Annotated in this window: 13 protein-coding genes; 11 read left to right on the top strand and 2 right to left on the bottom strand. The window is 42.5% G+C overall.

Translation table 11 applies throughout. The features are described from left to right. Positions 1 to 9 precede the first annotated feature (9 nt). The 4 genes from NYE25_RS06945 to NYE25_RS06930 are packed head-to-tail and all read left to right on the top strand — an operon-like array spanning position 10 to position 4,518. Positions 10 to 1,299: a hypothetical protein gene (locus tag NYE25_RS06945; RefSeq protein ID WP_231573283.1), complete on the top strand. Its 1,290-nt coding sequence runs from the start codon at positions 10 to 12 to the stop codon at positions 1,297 to 1,299. Beyond that, a complete protein-coding gene (locus NYE25_RS06940) occupies positions 1,292 to 1,990 on the top strand; it encodes a response regulator transcription factor (protein WP_042128265.1) in 699 nt (232 codons plus the stop codon). The genes NYE25_RS06945 and NYE25_RS06940 overlap by 8 nt, the downstream gene beginning before the upstream one ends. Further along, positions 1,987 to 3,453, top strand: coding sequence for a sensor histidine kinase (locus tag NYE25_RS06935; RefSeq protein WP_341061144.1), 1,467 nt, complete (start codon positions 1,987 to 1,989; stop codon positions 3,451 to 3,453). The genes NYE25_RS06940 and NYE25_RS06935 overlap by 4 nt, the downstream gene beginning before the upstream one ends. Positions 3,454 to 3,459: 6 nt before the next feature. Continuing rightward, the gene (locus tag NYE25_RS06930; protein ID WP_341147693.1) at positions 3,460 to 4,518 is read left to right on the top strand and encodes a GNAT family N-acetyltransferase; all 1,059 of its coding nucleotides are present in this window, start codon (positions 3,460 to 3,462) and stop codon (positions 4,516 to 4,518) included. 195 nt (positions 4,519 to 4,713) lie between these two features. On the opposite strand, the gene NYE25_RS06925 is transcribed toward NYE25_RS06930, so the two are convergent. Continuing rightward, positions 4,714 to 5,937 carry a glucose-1-phosphate adenylyltransferase gene (locus NYE25_RS06925; RefSeq protein WP_341145525.1) on the bottom strand — a complete coding sequence of 408 codons (1,224 nt, stop codon included), beginning with the start codon at positions 5,935 to 5,937 and terminating at the stop codon, positions 4,714 to 4,716. A 216-nt stretch (positions 5,938 to 6,153) separates the two neighbouring features. Between NYE25_RS06925 and glgB the strand changes: the two genes are divergently transcribed. The 6 genes from glgB to NYE25_RS06895 all read left to right on the top strand — a co-directional run bounded on the left by glgB (position 6,154) and on the right by NYE25_RS06895 (position 13,879). Then, positions 6,154 to 8,091: a 1,4-alpha-glucan branching protein GlgB gene (glgB, locus tag NYE25_RS06920; protein ID WP_081951140.1), complete on the top strand. Its 1,938-nt coding sequence runs from the start codon at positions 6,154 to 6,156 to the stop codon at positions 8,089 to 8,091. A 48-nt stretch (positions 8,092 to 8,139) separates the two neighbouring features. Then, entirely contained in the window at positions 8,140 to 9,564 is a 1,425-nt protein-coding gene (gene glgA / locus NYE25_RS06915) for a glycogen synthase GlgA (RefSeq protein ID WP_341145524.1), read from the top strand. A gap of 328 nt (positions 9,565 to 9,892) precedes the next feature. Next, entirely contained in the window at positions 9,893 to 10,711 is an 819-nt protein-coding gene (locus NYE25_RS06910) for a transporter substrate-binding domain-containing protein (RefSeq protein ID WP_341145523.1), read from the top strand. Between the two features lie 106 nt (positions 10,712 to 10,817). Then, positions 10,818 to 11,483, top strand: coding sequence for an amino acid ABC transporter permease (locus NYE25_RS06905; protein ID WP_060623393.1), 666 nt, complete (start codon positions 10,818 to 10,820; stop codon positions 11,481 to 11,483). Continuing rightward, entirely contained in the window at positions 11,470 to 12,192 is a 723-nt protein-coding gene (locus NYE25_RS06900; RefSeq protein WP_042188767.1) for an amino acid ABC transporter ATP-binding protein, read from the top strand. Before NYE25_RS06905 ends, NYE25_RS06900 begins: the two co-directional genes overlap by 14 nt. A 157-nt stretch (positions 12,193 to 12,349) precedes the next feature. Next, positions 12,350 to 13,879, top strand: a complete 1,530-nt coding sequence (locus NYE25_RS06895; RefSeq protein WP_341145522.1) for a Ppx/GppA phosphatase family protein — start codon at positions 12,350 to 12,352, stop codon at positions 13,877 to 13,879. On the opposite strand, the gene ppk1 is transcribed toward NYE25_RS06895, so the two are convergent. Further along, positions 13,827 to 15,941 (bottom strand): polyphosphate kinase 1, encoded by a 2,115-nt coding sequence (gene ppk1, locus NYE25_RS06890; RefSeq protein ID WP_341145521.1) that lies wholly within the window; start codon positions 15,939 to 15,941, stop codon positions 13,827 to 13,829. The two genes, NYE25_RS06895 and ppk1, sit on opposite strands and share 53 nt — an antisense overlap. Before the next feature lie 400 nt (positions 15,942 to 16,341). Here ppk1 and NYE25_RS06885 point away from each other — a divergent pair, with 400 nt between their 5' ends. Further along, positions 16,342 to 17,001 carry a 3D domain-containing protein gene (locus NYE25_RS06885; RefSeq protein WP_341145520.1) on the top strand — a complete coding sequence of 220 codons (660 nt, stop codon included), beginning with the start codon at positions 16,342 to 16,344 and terminating at the stop codon, positions 16,999 to 17,001. The last annotated feature ends 103 nt before the right edge of the window (positions 17,002 to 17,104 follow it).

Here is a 17,104-nt window from a genome sequence, read left to right as displayed (position 1 = left end):
GAAAGAGTGATGAAGTTGAATATGAGAAGTCTTAGGTGCTTTGTAGCCGCAACGCTGACGTTATCCGTACTGTCGGGTTGTACTTTCATCAGTGATCCTGTTTCTAAGATGAAATCCCCACAATTGTCCGCTGACAAAGCAACACTTATGGCTGCTATTAATTCACTTAAGCCAGCAGGTTCCACGTTGATTCGTCCGACCAATGACGATGATAGTACCATCTTTACTGAAGATCTCAATAAGGATGGAGTTATGGAGACGCTAGTGTTCTATAGGACTCCAGGTGAAGCGGTACAGATTCACGGGATGATACTGGAGAAACAGGGCGACACTTGGGTCAAGAAACTTGTATTCGATGGCGACGGGTCTGTGCTGGAGTCGGTTGATTTGAAGGATATGACGGGTGATGGGAAGCTTGAAATTGTTACAGGCTATTCACAAGGTGAAGAAAAGGGTCTTGTCGTCTATAGCTATTCCAGCGGAACATTAGAAGAAGTGCTTTCACATCCTTATACAAAATATATGATTGATGATCTTAATGGGGATGGAATTGAAGACATAACCGTTGTTTACTTTAAAAGAAATGAATTTGCAACCATTTCGGTCTATCAGTACAATGATGGCTTTAAGGTACTCGATAAGCTTGATAATATCGATCCTTATTTTAATAATTATTACAATATTGTTGCAGGAAAAATCTCAGAGAATAAAGAAGGAATCGTATTGGATGCTGCGGTGGATTCCCAATCTGCCTATACCTCTATTGTCGTTATGGAGAATAACAAGCTGCGTGTGGTATTACCAGGCGATGCGCGGACTTATAAAGATCGTCGGATTGCAAGTGAAGATATTGATCATGATGGCATTATTGAAATTGGATTGCTTGAGGCGCCTAAAGGATGGGAGTATTTCGATCCAGCTGAAATTCCATACTTTACCTCCTATTATAAATGGGATGGGAAAGAAGGACTGACCTTCGCAACCCAGCTATATCATGATCCATCGGATCGATTCAATATTAATTTTTCTCCGGAATGGCATGGAAAGGTGACAGTTGATACGAAATCGGTTCTGGATAAGAACCTTAAGTTTATCATGTCAGATACCGGTGAGACGGTTGCTGAGGTTTCCTTCTTTTCTCCTTCAGAATGGGATCGCGTAAAAAATGACGGTTGGGATTTGCTTGCACGTGATGCAGACAAGGTCATCGCCTACCGCGGTAAGTTAGAACAAAGTACAACAAAGGAAGGAAGCAATAAAATTGCTTCCCCTATAGAAAGGAAGGGAATAGATGAGTAAAGTACTGATACTGGAAGATGAGGAGTCCATTCGTAGTTTTATTGTCATTAACTTGAAGCGTAATGGGTTCGAAGTGATAGAGGCTGCGGATGGGCATGAAGCTCTTCACAAGTTAACCACGATCCCTGATATTGATATCGCTCTGTTGGATGTAATGGTTCCGGGTATTGATGGATTTGAAGTATGTAGACGGGTCAGAGAAACCAATGAGCGTTTGGGTATTATTTTTCTGACAGCCAAGGTTCAAGAGCAAGACAAAGTGTATGCATTGTCTGTAGGAGCGGATGACCATGTTAGCAAGCCATTCAGCCCGACAGAACTGATTGCTCGAATTCAATCTTTGCTGCGCCGAGTGAACGTTCATCGTGAACAGTCAGCGAAAGTTTCATTCGTTTCAGGGCCATTTACCTTGGATCTTATTTCCAAACATTTTAAACGTGATAATGAAGCGATTGAACTGACGCCAACGGAATTTTCGTTGATTCAATTCTTCCTCGAAAAAGAAAATACACCGCTCAGCCGCGATCTTCTGCTGGATCATGTGTGGGGCAAGGAGTATATGGGTGATCCCAAAATTGTGGATGTGAATATTCGTCGTCTGCGTCAAAAAATAGAGAATAATCCGTCAGAGCCAGAATTTTTGCAAACGGTATGGGGACACGGATATAGATGGAAAGGCCAAGTACAATGATTAAGAAGGGGATGCGCAGACAAATTGTTCTACACTACATTCTTGTAGTTTTTTTGGCGCTTCTCCTCGTAGAAGTTATCTTCCTGCTTGCCATCAGAACGTATTATTATGACAGTGTATATAGCAAGATGAAAAATCACATTACCACGGCAGAGTCGTTTTTTCATAAATACGAGCTAGATGGCGATAACAACTCGAATCAGCTGCAAGTACTGCTGGATAGATTTGAGCTGCCCAATACAGAGCTAGAAGTATTGACCATGAATGGTGACATGATTACCAGTTCGACCGGTTTTCAGCCTGATCGTACGATTACAACTAGTGACGTCCCTGAAGCGGTAGGGGGCAGCATTGGCCGCTGGGTAGGACGCCAGAGTGGTACTAACGAGAGTGTTATGGCTGTGTCCAAGATGCTGCAGGTTCACGGACGTGATACGTATATTCTTAGATATCTTACTTCACTTGAGGGTATCAACAACGATTTGCTTAATCTTACGTTACTGTCAATTGGGATAGGTGCAGCTGTTATGGCTGTAGTTATCGTGTTCAGCTTCGGACTTGCCAATTCAATCGTAAAGCCGCTCAATAACATTACGGCGGTATCAGCCCAAATGGCTAAGGGTAGATTTAATGTGCGGATTAAGGGGAATTACAAATTTGAGATTGGTGATTTGGCTTCAACGCTGAATTATATGGCTCAGGAAATTGTGCGCAGTAATCAGATTAAGGATGATTTCATCTCGTCCATTTCACATGAGCTTCGGACACCCCTTACTAGTATCAAGGGCTGGAGTGAAACCTTGGTCTCTGGTGGCTATGATCCGGAGGAGACGAAGCTTGGAGTCAGCATCATTTCCAAAGAAAGCGAACGCTTGATTGGTCTAGTAGAGGAGATTCTAGACTTTTCAAAGCTGCAGCAAAACCAAATGAAGCTGTCCATTGGGATTGTTGACGTGAAAGTGTTACTTCAGGAGACTATACTTAATATTTGGGCCAAGGCGGAGAAGAAACGGATTCACTTGCTTCTTGAATGTGAAGACGGGATCTATGTTAAAGGGGATGCCAATCGTCTAAAACAAGTTTTCTTGAATCTGGTAGACAATGCCGTGAAGTTTTCACATGAGGAGTCCAGTATAGAATTGTCTGCGAAGAGGATATCCGCTACAGAGACTGCTATCATGGTTCGTGATAGTGGGATTGGGATTAGTGAAGCACATATCTCCAGAGTGAAAGACCGTTTCTTTCAAGTGGATGCACTCAATGGAGGAACAGGCTTGGGGCTAGCGATCTCACAGCAGATTGTAGAACTTCATAATGGGACACTTGATATGGTAAGTGAGCTTGGAAAAGGAACGGAAGTTACCGTCATCTTGCCTCTTACAGAACCACAGCCTGAAGTTAACTCAGAAGGGGTAACTCAAATTACAGCTACCTTTCCAGAATTAGATGATTGGGAGGCATGACGTGTGATGGGAGTGACGACGAATTCGATTAGTATAGTTCGTGGAGAGCCAGATCGGGTTAGCGACATCTTGAGGCTGCTGCAGGAAGCAGCAAATTGGATGGAACGAAATGGGATTAAGCAATGGACCCCCGGCCAATTTAACGAGAATGATATCACAGGCTATTTCACTGATAGGCATGTTTATCTTGCGATTGACGATGAAGCAGTAGTTGGAATGTTCACGTTACAATTCAGTGATCCTCAATACTGGGGAAGCAAAAACGATGAGTCTTATGCATATTTGCATAGATTAGCTGTAGCGGGTTCACACCGCAGTCAGGGACTTGGTCAGCATATGCTTAAATATGCTGCGGTGCGAGCCAAAGAACTTGGCTGCAGAGGACTCAGATTTGATACCGTCGCACATAACATTAAACTCAATCGTTATTATCAGAGCATGGGTTTTCATTACATGGGTACTAACGATATGGGAAATGGTCGTTTAGTGAACCTGTATGAGCATTTTGAGGAACAACCTGATTCCGATCGTCTGATTCTTAGATTTATTTCTGAATCTGACTTTGAGCACCTGAAACGATGGAGTGTCTCACCTGAGTATCTGAAGCAATGGGCTGGACCTTCACTAACTTTTCCTCTTGACGATGACCAGCTTACTAAGTATTTAGATGGGGCGAATCATCCAGCGAATTCTGATCGCCTTATTTTCTGTGCGGTGCATGAAGCTACTCAGCAGGTCGTAGGACACATCAGTTTTTCAGCCATAGACCGGGCGAATCGATCTGCACGTATTGGCAGAGTAGTAGTAGATCCTGATTATCAGGGTAGAGGCTTTGGAACAAGGATGATGAATGAAATGCTCCGGATCGGATTTGAGAGTTTGGATCTGCATCGTATTTCTCTGGGAGCTTTTGCTTTCAACACCGTTGCCCTGAAAACCTATGAAGCATTGGGCTTTAAGCGGGAGGGTGTAGAGCGCGAATCAGCGCTGTTTGGGGAGCAATATGTAGATTGTGTGGAAATGAGTATTTTAGATCGAGAATGGTTAGCGCTCCATGAATCATAAAGGTTAACTTCTAACAACCGAAGGGGCTGTTGCTCTGGTCATGTTCGACCAGGACAACAGCCCCTTTTTATAAATATAAGAATATATAGGTTTCACACTATACATTATCCTTATATTTCTCGTATAAACGCTTACCGTCCATTTGGGACGCCGAAGGCGTTTTTGCTTGATATAGTATTTATATATATAATGGTTTTAAGAAGGGAGAACTTCCCGTAGACGTCCTGTCTTCTCATAAACATCCTGAAACAGACGGGAGGGTTGATTTCGAACCGCTGGCTTAGGAGCTACGGTCTCATTGGGCCCAACAACTACAATATTATTAATACTTCCCTTGACGACAGCACCATCCTTAATAATGGCGCCTTCGCCTATAATGGCATTTTCGATCTGTACTCCACGTCCGATGCGAACGCCAGGCATAATAACGCTTTGTTTAATTTGGCTCATTTTTCCAATTTCCACACCATTGAAGATTACAGAACGTTGCAAGTTGCCTTCTTGCGTGCAGAATTCATTCACGAGAGAGTCCGTTGATGGAATCTGAACACGTGGTTTATGAACAGCAAGCTTAGTCCGGCGACTCCGGCTATACATCGGCCAATGAGCTTTGTCGAGCTTCATGCCATTGTTTTTTTGCAGAAGATCCATATGTGCTTCCCAGAGACTACCCACAGTACCTACATCTCTCCAGTATCCTTTGAAGCGGTAAGCGAATAAATCATCATTCTGATCAAGCATCGTTGGTATAACGTCTTTACCAAAGTCATGACTGGAATTCGGATTAGCTGCATCCCGCAACAAGTGCTCCTTCAGATAAGCCCACTCAAACAGATATATACCCATAGAAGCTAAATTACTTTTAGGTACTTTTGGTTTTTCCGCAAACTCAGAGATTTTTAGTTCATCATTTACGTTCATCACTCCAAAACGACTAGCTTCATCCCACGGCACCTCCATTACGGAGATGGTGGCTTTTGCAGCCTTCTCTACATGGTAATCCAACATTTTTCGGTAATCCATATGGTAAATATGATCACCGGATAGAATGAGAACATGTTCTGGATTACGGCTATCGATATACTCAATGTTTTTATAAATTGCATCAGCAGTTCCTGTATAGCTGTCTCTGCCTTCAACACCGGAAGGAAGCAGGGTTACACCTTTATCCTTTTGACTATGTAAGCCCCAAGGCTCACCTTCACCGATGTGTTCATGTAAGGATTCAGCTTCATATTGCGTCAGGACACCTACTGTATCAATTTTAGAATTTACACAATTACTTAGTGGGAAATCAATAATTTTATACTGTCCACCGAAAGGGACTGCAGGCTTAGCCATACTGGAAGTCAAGGGAGCCAATCTGCGGCCTTCCCCTCCTGCCAAGAGCATGGCGATACAATCTTTTTTGTTATTCATTTGTTATCCCTCCCATTTATTTTGTCAATGCTTGATATATAAACTCACGACAAGCACTTGAAACGACATAGGTGAAGTATATTGCTGTGTAAAAAGAAAAATTACAATTAATATTTCTTTATCAGAAAATCTTTTGTTTTCACATCAAATCATTTTCAAAATGGTAATATTCGGGTAATGTAATAGGTACAAGCATTCAAAAAAGGTGGTGTAGAATTGGCTGAAAAAGCAACAATCGATACCCTTCCGTCAGCATCTGATATTTATTTGTTCCATGAGGGCACCAATTATCGCAGCTATTCTATGCTGGGTGCGCACACTGCCGCTGAAGAAGGCGTTACGGGCGTGCGCTTTACCGTGTGGGCTCCTCATGCGACATATGTAGGACTAGCTGGTGATCATAATGGCTGGGATGGAACGCAGGACATGGACTCGTTATATAAGATACCCGATTCAGGATTTTGGAGTCGTTTTTTTCCGGGAATACAGCCGGGAACTTTTTACAAATACAGGATTGTTGCCAGTGATGGCTCCAGCTTCCTAAAAGCGGATCCTTTTGCCTTCAAAGCTGAGGTTCGACCGGCGACTGCATCCGTTGTTACGGATCTCAGTGGTTATCGTTGGGGAGATGCTGCATGGCGGAGAAAGAGTAAAGCTCCATATCATCAACCGATGAACATTTATGAGATGCATTTTGGAACTTGGCGTCAGAAAGAAGACGGGGAATTTTACAGCTATCAGGAAATGAGTGAATTATTAATTCCTTATTTGGTGGAAATGGGTTATACCCATGTTGAGTTTATGCCGCTTGCTGAGCATCCATACGATTTGTCATGGGGCTATCAAGGGACGGGGTATTTTGCGGCTACGAGCCGATATGGTGAACCCCATGAGTTGATGTATTTAATTGATCATTTGCATCAAGCTGGAATTGGTGTCATTCTGGATTGGGTTCCGGCCCATTTTGCAAAGGATGCACACGGTTTAAGAATGTTTGATGGCTCGCCACTTTATGAATATGCAGATCCAATGTTAGCGGAAAAACCAGGCTGGGGAACCCTATCGTTTGACTTCAGCAAGCCTGAGATTTCTTCGTTCCTCATTTCTAATGCACTCTTTTGGTTTGAGTATTATCATATTGACGGGATGCGTGTAGATGCGGTTACCAGTATGCTACGTCTCGATTTTGAGAAACAAGCTCATCAATATCGACGTAATGTGAATGGTGGTCTGGAGAATTTAGAAGCCATTAAGTTTATTCAGAACCTGAATAAAGCGATATTTCAGTATTTTCCTAAGGCATTAATGATGGCAGAAGAATCTAGTGCTTGGCCGGGAGTTACAGCGCCAGCTCATGAAGGTGGCCTCGGTTTTAACTACAAATGGAATATGGGATGGATGAATGACACCTTGGGCTACATAGAACATGATTTTTGGGGGCGCCCTCATCATCATAATTTATTAACATTTCCAATATGTTATGCTTATGCCGAAAATTATGCATTACCTTTATCACATGACGAGGTTGTACATGGCAAGAAGTCGTTACTGGACAAAATGCCCGGTTCTTATGAACAGAAGTTCGCAGGACTTAGGCAACTGCTCGGTTATCAAATATCCCATCCCGGAAAGAAACTTCTGTTCATGGGAGGAGAATTTGGTCAATTTATCGAATGGAAGGATCAAGAGCAGCTGGATTGGCTACTGCTGGACTATGACAGCCATCGTGGTATGCTAGCTTACACTGCTGCACTTAATAAACTGTATCGCTCGGAGAAAGCCCTGTGGGAGCTTGATCATTCCCAAGAGGGTTATCAATGGATTGATGCAGATGACAATGAACAAAGCGTAATTTCATATCTGCGTAAAGGCAAGAAGCCTGGAGATACGTTGCTTTTTATCATCAATTTTCAACCTGTCCAGCGTCAACAGTATCGTATAGGGGTTCCACGCCCAGGGACTTATGAAGAACTTTTTAGCTCGGAAGATGTAGCGTTCGGAGGTTCGGGTATACACAACTTGCCTCAGAAGAGCAAAAAGTTAGAATGGCATAATCAGGTGAACAGTATAGAGCTAACATTACCGCCTCTTAGCTTCCTGGTGTTTAAGAAAACGTCACGAGTGGGTAAGAGTAAAGAGGCAAATGAGTCATAGATTAAAGAACGAATAGAGAATCCGTACACTTTAAAGGGGGAAATAATCATGAAAGTTTTATTTGCCGCAGCTGAAGCTCATCCATTTATCAAAACGGGTGGTCTGGCCGATGTCATTGGGGCATTACCTAAAGCGCTGAAGGGTGCCGGGGTGGATGTACGAGTGATTTTGCCTAAATATCGTGGGATTCCAGAAAAGTTCACTTCAAAAATGGAGCATTTAACAGAAGTTTATGTGCCAATCGGCTGGCGTAATCAGTACTGCGGAATCGAACATATGGTTTACGACGGTATTCCCGTTTACTTTATCGACAATGAATATTATTTTGGACGGGACGGAATCTACGGATATATGGACGATGGGGAACGCTTCGCGTTCTATAATCGTGCGGTGCTGGAGTGTCTGCCAGCTATTGATTTTCAGCCGGACGTCTTGCATTGCCATGATTGGCATGCGGCTGTAATCCCAATGCTGCTTCAGGGTCATTATCGACACAATCCATTTTACAGCGAAATGCGAAGTGTATTTACCATACATAACCTGTTGTATCAGGGTGTGTTTCCTTATGAGGTACTTGGGGAGCTATTGGGTCTGGACAGCAGTTATTTTGGAGGCGTGGAGTATTACGGGAATGTGAATTTCTTAAAAGGTGGCATTGTATACAGCGACCGTGTCACCACAGTAAGTCCAACCTACTCGGAAGAAATTCGAACACCTTATTATGGTTACGGACTGGATGGATTGTTGAATGCGCGAGCGGATGTTTTAAGCGGTATTGTGAATGGAATAGATACAAAAAGTTATAATCCTGCAACAGATACAAGTCTTGTTACCCGTTATCGTTCTAATCTGGCGAAGAAAACGGAGAACAAATTAGCCTTGCAGGAGGAATTAGGACTACCTGTGGATGCTAATATTCCGATGGTGGCTATGGTTACTCGTCTTGTGGATTCCAAAGGTTTAGATTTGCTTACGCGTGTATTGGATGAGCTATTGTATAAGGATGACATTCAATTTGTTCTGCTTGGAACGGGGGATGAGTCCTATGAGCGGTGGTTTAAGGAAGCGGCTTGGCGTTATCCGACAAAGCTATCTTCACAAATCCTCTTTAATGATGCACTCTCACGCAAAATATATGCTGCTAGTGATATCTTTCTTATGCCTTCCAAGTTTGAACCTTGCGGGATTAGTCAACTTCTCGCTTTACGCTACGGCAGCATACCTGTTGTGCGGGAAACTGGTGGCCTGAATGACACCGTTCATGCTTATAATGAAGAATCCGGTGAAGGGAACGGCTTTACATTCAGTAACTACAACGCCCACGATATGATGTTTACACTTCGCCGGGCGATCTCATTATACAAGCAGCCTGAACATTGGAAAAAGATTACGAAAAACGCATTCGCTGGCGATTATAGCTGGAATGTATCGGCGCAACAGTACATTGATATTTATAATGAAATTACGGAATAAGGATTCATTAGATTCCGTAATAGGTTAATAAGGGAGTGCACTGAAGTATAACTCATACTTTAGTGCACTCCTTTTTTTGCTGAAAATAAGAGGCGATTTGCCGCATGATTTGGTTAAGTTAGGGAATAGTAAAAATGTATAAAATTATATAAAATTTGAATAAATGTTGAATAATATGTTTCAGAAGAATGAATTCTTTGCTTTGAAACCCAATAAAAGGAAGTTATTGTCACAATTATGCCTTTGCATATTCATGCGTTCTGATTTATAATAAGTCGGTCAAAGAGACAACTTGGATTTTTTTCATACGAATAGGGGAGATATAGAAATGAACAAATGGGGTAAACTTAGTTTAGGTATGTTATTAGCAGTAGGCCTGTTGTCAGGCTGCGGTCAAAATAAAAATGATAGTGATACCGCAGCAAATGGAAATGCAACTAACGGTGGGGCTACTAAGAAGCTTACTATGGGCACAAGTGCAGATTTTCCTCCGTACGAATTCCATAAAGTAGTAGACGGTAAAGATACTATCGTGGGCTTCGATATCGATATCGCTAAGGAAATTGCTGCTGATATGGGTGCAGAACTTGTAATTAAAGACTTGCCATTCGACTCACTATTGAACGAATTGTCCAGCGGAAGAGTAGATATTGTAATTTCTGGACTTAGCCCGACGGAAGAACGTAAAAAAGCTGTTGATCTTTCAGACATTTATTACAAGGCTGAGCAAGCGATTGTTGTGCGCGAAGCGGACAAAGATAAATACGCCACTATGGATGCTGTAAAAGGTACCAAAATTGGTGTGCAGACTGGTTCCATTCAAGAAGAAATTGCTAAAGGGATCGAGGGAGCGAAAATCACTTCGCTTGGTAAAATCTCCGAAATCGTTCTACAATTGCAATCCAATCGTGTAGATACTGCTATCATTGAAGGTCCCGTCGCTAAATCATTCGTTAAGAATGTTCCTGGTCTTGTAATTACTGATGCTAAGCCAGAAGTTGAAGATGACGGTTATGCTATTGGTATTAAAAAAGGAAATAAAGAGCTGCTGAATCAAGTAAACAGCACACTGACACGTTTAAACTCAGAAGGTAAAATTGATGAGTACGTAACGGCAGCTAGTGAGCTTGCAGATAGCACGAAGTAAAGAAACAACGGATATTTTTAAAGTCTGCTAAAGTAAATTGTATGTGTATACAGAAAATAGCGACAATAAGCTATTTTCTATTTTTTTGGAGATGGGAGGATAGGTTATGGACATTACTTTATTTAAAATGGCTTATGATTATCGTGATTTTTTCCTAACCGGTTTGCAGTATACCTTGCTGCTTGCTGTTCTAGGCGTCTTCTTTGGTTTTATTCTAGGGATTATTATTTCCTTGCTACGTATGTCCAAATGGGGTGTGCTTCGCTTCTTGGCAACAGCCTGGGTAGAATTCCTTCGTGGTACACCTATGCTTGTACAACTGTTTCTGATCCATTATGGATTGGCAACATTCGGGATTGAGTTCACACCGATTCAGTCGGGGGCAATCACTTTATCCATTAACAGTTCTGCTTACCTTGCAGAGATTTTCCGTGCTGGGATACAAGGGGTAGATCGTGGACAAATGGAGGCAGCCCGTTCGCTTGGAATGAAGCAAGGGATGACTATGCGCCATATCATACTCCCGCAGGCACTCAAGAGTGTTCTTCCGGCAATCGGAAATGAATTTATTACCATTATCAAGGAATCATCGATTATTTCTTTTATCGGCGTTACGGATTTGATGTTTCAAGCACGTACGGTTACAACGATTTCTTACGATGGTATGACACCACTTGTAATTATCGCATTTATGTACTTTGTGCTGACATTTACGCTATCGAAGATCCTAGGTAGACTGGAAAGGAGGCTGAATACCGATGATCGCCGTTAAGAACTTGCAAAAAAATTACGGGAAGCTGGAAATTCTCAAGGGAATTGACTTGGAGATTCATAAAGGTGAGGTCGTCGTCGTTATCGGACCGAGTGGATCGGGTAAAAGTACCTTTCTGCGCTGTTTGAATCTCCTGGAGCAGCCAACTGGTGGCGAAATCACTTTTGAAGGTGAATCTATTACCTCCAAAAAGCACGATATTAATGTCACACGTGAGAAGATGGGAATGGTATTTCAGCAGTTTAACCTGTTTCCTCACAAAACAGTTCTGCAGAACATTACACTAGCCCCGATTAAGGTGAAAAAACAGCAGCAGTCCGAAGCTGATAAATTCGCAATGGAGCTGCTCAAGACTGTAGGCCTTGAAGATAAAAAGGATGCATATCCTGCTCAACTGTCAGGAGGACAGAAGCAGCGGATCGCGATTGCCCGTGCGCTGGCAATGCAGCCTCATGTGATGCTCTTTGACGAGCCAACCTCAGCCCTTGACCCAGAGATGGTTGGTGAGGTGCTGGAAGTTATGAAGAAGCTTGCAGAAGATGGGATGACAATGGTCATTGTTACGCATGAGATGGGCTTTGCACGCGAAGTGGGCGACCGTATTCTATTTATGGATGGCGGCGTGATTGTAGAGCAGGGTACACCTGCACAAGTATTCGGAAATCCTCAGCATGTACGTACACAGGATTTTTTAAGTAAAGTGTTATAAGTAAGTCAAATTGTAGCGGCGCTCGGGCAAGTTATCCGGGTGCCGCTTTATTTTTTTAACAGTTGCATAATTTGAGGATATAATGGACTGAGTTCATTTATTTATGTAAACCATGTATAATAGATGGTCAATCAACTTGAAAAGGAGTACATACATAATGAGAGATGATCTGCGCCGGATAGGCATTATCGATATTGGTTCTAACTCCATACGTCTTGTAATCTATGATACAACGCCGGAGGGAGGCTATAAGATCATCAAGGAGTGTAAGTACTCTGCACGTCTTAGTGAGAAGATTACGAAGGAAGGTCGACTGGAGCAGAAGGATATGGAGACTATCATCCCAGTCTTGCGCCAGTTTAAGGAGATCTGCCATGCTTTTGATGTAGAGACCATTCGTGCGGGCGCTACAGCAGCAATCAGAAATGCTGCTAACTCCAGTGAAATTATTGCCTTTTTGTCAAAAGCTTCAACCATACCCATTGAGGTTATCAGTGGTCATCAGGAAGCTTACTTTGGCTTCTTAGGTGTCATAAATGCATTTAATGTTGAAGATGGTTATGTCATCGATATTGGTGGCGGGAGTACTGAAATCACACTTTTTCGCGGGCGGCGTTATCAACATAGCATTTCCTTTCCGTTCGGAGCGGTGAATACCAATCTAATGTTTGGTCAAGGCGGGAACTGGAATGGAGAGCAGATTCAGAAGCTGGAGACCTATGTTCTGGGGAGATTGGTAGAGCATGATTGGCTTAACGCTACAGCAGGTCTTCCACTGTTTGGCCTGGGAGGTACGGTTCGTTCTCTAGGTAAGCTGGATCAAAAGACTAGAGCATACTCATTACCTAACTCTCACGGTTACACCATGGCCAGTGAGACGATTGAGCATTTTATGAACACATTACCTTCAATGCCTTATGATAAGCGTAAAGATTTAGATGGTTTGTCAAAGAGTCGAGCAGATATCATTGTATCCGGGTTGATTATTTTCCATACGGTATATCAGTATATTGGGGCTAGCCAGGCTGTAATCAGCGGGGAAGGGCTCAGGGAAGGTATGCTACATGATCTACTGAAGCCGGAGCAACCGGTGCGTGACAGTGCGCTTGAATACAGTTTAAATACGATTATTCGGTTTGATATTCGTACATCTAAACGGTATTTAGATCATATTAACAAGCTTGCTCTAAGTCTGTTTGACGCGTTCAAGGATGAGGAGAATAAAGCTGAACATGAGATGTTAATTTATGTATCCATCATGCTACATCGAACAGGGTCTAACATTAACTATTATCAATCTAAACGACACACCTTGTATTGGCTGATGAATTCACCTATTCGCGGGTTGACACACCGCCAGCTTATCCTATGCGCGATGATTGCCTCGTATAGCACAAAAAGCCGGAAGCAGAAATTGTCCCAGATGTATAAGGACATTTTGCTGCCTTCCGACGAAGAGTGGATTCATAGGCTTGGGTCACTTGTACAGCTAAGCATTGCACTGGACAGCACCGAGATCGGGATTGTAAGCGGCTTGAATGCTAATCTGCACGGCAATACCCTTAATCTGGACCTTGAGGGCACATCAGCGCTTCTGATTGGTCTAGAGGACATTGAGAACGCCTTAAAAGCATTTAAGAATGCTTGGGCGGTGAAGGTAAAACTCGGGTTCCCTTCCAACGTGTAACATCCATTGCTGCGAACTGGCTCCGGAAAGGGGCCTTTTTGTCGTCTGGTTGCTCGTAATATCCATTAGGCTGTAAGAAGCTGGCCTTCACATTATCTTTTAGGGATAGTTCAAGAATCTTAACGATTTGTTTACGTATATTGCTATCTCTGACTGGACACATCAGCTCGATCCGTCGAGTTAGGTTTCTAGTCATCCAGTCTGCACTGGATAAATACACCTCAGGCTTACCACCATTTTCAAAATAATAAATTCTTGAATGCTCCAAAAAGCGGTCGACAATACTGCGAACCGTAATGTTTTCGCTTAAGCCTTCAATCCCCGGTCGTAGACAACAAACCCCCCGAACGATTAAATCGATAGAAACACCAGCTTGTGCGGCACCATATAAATCATCGATGACCTGTTGATTAGAGAGTGAGTTCATTTTGGCAATAATACGTGCAGGTCTGCCGGCTGCAGCATGCTCCGCTTCACGCTTCATCAGCTTTTGTAAGGAAAGGCTCATGTCCGTTGGAGCTACAATGAAGGCATTCCAGTCAAAATCAGCGGAATAACCAGTCATTTGATTAAACAGCTCAGAAGCATCAAGACCGATATCGCTTTGAGCGGTAAATAGACTGAGATCCGTGTAGACTTTGGCTGTACTGTCATTATAGTTTCCTGTGCCTACATGCACGTAGCGACGTAATTCATGACCTTCCTGACGGACAATCAAGGTGACTTTGGCATGCGTTTTGAGTCCAATAAGACCATAGACGACATGACATCCGGATTTTTCAAGTTGGCGAGCCCAAGCGATGTTACGTTCCTCATCAAATCTGGCTTTTAACTCTACAACTACTGTTACCTGTTTTCCGGATTCAGCAGCATTAGCGAGTGCAGTGATCAGAGGAGAGTTTCCGCTTACCCGATATAGAGTCATCTTAATGGCCATCACTTGTTCGTCCTCTGACGCTTGAATGATAAAGTCCGTCATCGCATCAAAGGATTCGTAAGGGTGGTAGACCAGAACATCTCGCTCACGTAATACCTCGAAGAAATCCTCGTTCTCTTCAAATTCAGCAGGGTAGACGGGTTCAATGCTCGGATAGTTTAAGTAACTAAAGCCCTTAATACTGCCGGCGAAATTACGAAGGAAACTTAGATCTAGCGGACCTTCAATTTCGAATACGAAATCTTCAATTTCAAACTCAGCTTGCAGCTGTTCCAAGGCATATGGATGAATTCCTTTTTGTACTTCAAGTCTTGCTGGAACACCACGGCGACGTTTGCGCAGCTCCTTTTCAATCTCTTCTAGAAGATCCTCGGCCCCTTCTTCGTCGATCGTGAGATCAGAGTTGCGGGTCAAACGAAATTCACTAACGGCAACGGGCTCATAACCACTAAATAAAGTTTGAATATGATGACGGATGACATCCTCTATAAATACGAACTGCCGTTTCTTACTGTTAGACCGGTGTGGTAGCGGGATACATCTTGGCAGATTAGATGGAATTTGCAGAATAGCAAAAAAAGGCTCTTCTTCAAGGCCATTCTTACGAGTAAGAACTACTGCTAAATAGATAAATTGGCTATGAACGAGTGGAAACGGTCGACTCTGATCTACAGCCATTGGCGTAAGTACAGGATAAATGATATCCCGGTAATATTGTTCTATGGACTGTTCCTGTGCATGAGTGAGATCCTCATAATCCACAAAAACGATACCTTCTTTATGCAAACTCCGTGAAATATCACGGAAAATCCGGTATTGGTCGGCAACAATTTTGGTAACTCGCTTGATGAGACGTTTGTATAGCCCGGAAGGGGTATAGCCAGTGAAATCTTTTTTAGTATAGCCTGCCCGGATTTGATCTTGAATTCCTGCCACTCGAACGCTTATGAATTCATCAAGATTGCTTGAGACGATAGCCAGAAATCTAGCCCGTTCCATTAGCGGATTATCAGGGTCTTGAGCTTCTTTCAGCACGCGTCGGTTAAATTCGATCCAGCTCAAATCTCTATTGAGGTAAGCAGTGGCTGGGCTGCTTTGGTTGTTTTTATTCTCTTCTGTATTCATGGGACCTCCAAATATGATTCGTTGTCTGTATCTATTCTATTTATTATATTCTATCATTCTACTATTGGATAAAGCATGAAATGTTAACGCTATGTAAAATCTTCGGGAATTTTATATGATAATTTTTAAAAATGGTACATGGATCTTTTAATGTAGTTTACATAATGAAAAATATGTTAACCACAATCCGAAAAAATGACAATATTGAAACTTGATTTTTCACAATGGTAACAATTACATAAGCACAGGTTACAAAATTGTGATATATTAAGTCCTGTCAGTTTTACAAAAGACTGCAACACATCAAGAAATCACACACGGGTTGTACATAAGTACTTAAAATGTACACGAGCGTATACGGAAGTGATACCGTTCACGCCCATCTAATGAGGAGGCAATTATGAAGAACAGATTTAGAACAATTAAAACCCTTGCTGCAATTATGGGAATCAGTGCATTACTGCATGCCGTTCCAGCTCATGCAGACAGCGTTCATATCGCTAAGGATGGCAACACTTTTTATACTTTATCCAAGCAATATAATGTAGGTGTGAATGAATTAATGAAAGCAAACCCAAACGTTGCAGCACTTAACATTTACGAAGGTCTTGAAATTACTATCCCTAGTAAGATGCAGGCTGAGTCCGTAACTACAACTGACAAATCACCAGTGATTATACCAAGTCTTAATGTAAACTCAGAGTCCAAAACAGTTGAAGCATGGGGTAAGTCCTTTAATTATGACAAATCGATTCAAGTCAAAGCTTCAGCTTATTCTTCTGCAAGCAGTGAGAACGGCGGATGGGGTGCAGTAGATTATTTCGGAAATCCTCTCAAGCTTGGAACTATTGCTGTTGATCCAAATGTGATTCCTCTCGGAACCAAAGTATTGGTGACAGGCCATTCACATGATGGATTGCCTAAAGATGCATTCTTAGCAACGGCAACGGATGTGGGCGGTGCTATAAAAGGCAATCGTATCGATATCTTTATCCCTGGTAGCCAAAGCTTTGTATCATCATTCGGTTATCAATATGTACAATTATACATTGTTAAATAGATAGATAAAAATAGAGAGAATACCTATGAGATATGAAAAGTTCTAAAATAAGGTTACACAGGAAACGGAGGGAGTCCTTAGCGGCTGCCTCCGTTTTTTGCGT

This window comes from Paenibacillus sp. FSL E2-8871 (assembly GCF_038000345.1).
Classification (GTDB): Bacteria; Bacillota; Bacilli; order Paenibacillales; family Paenibacillaceae; genus Paenibacillus_AQ.
This window is presented reverse-complemented; position numbering and strand designations above follow the sequence as displayed.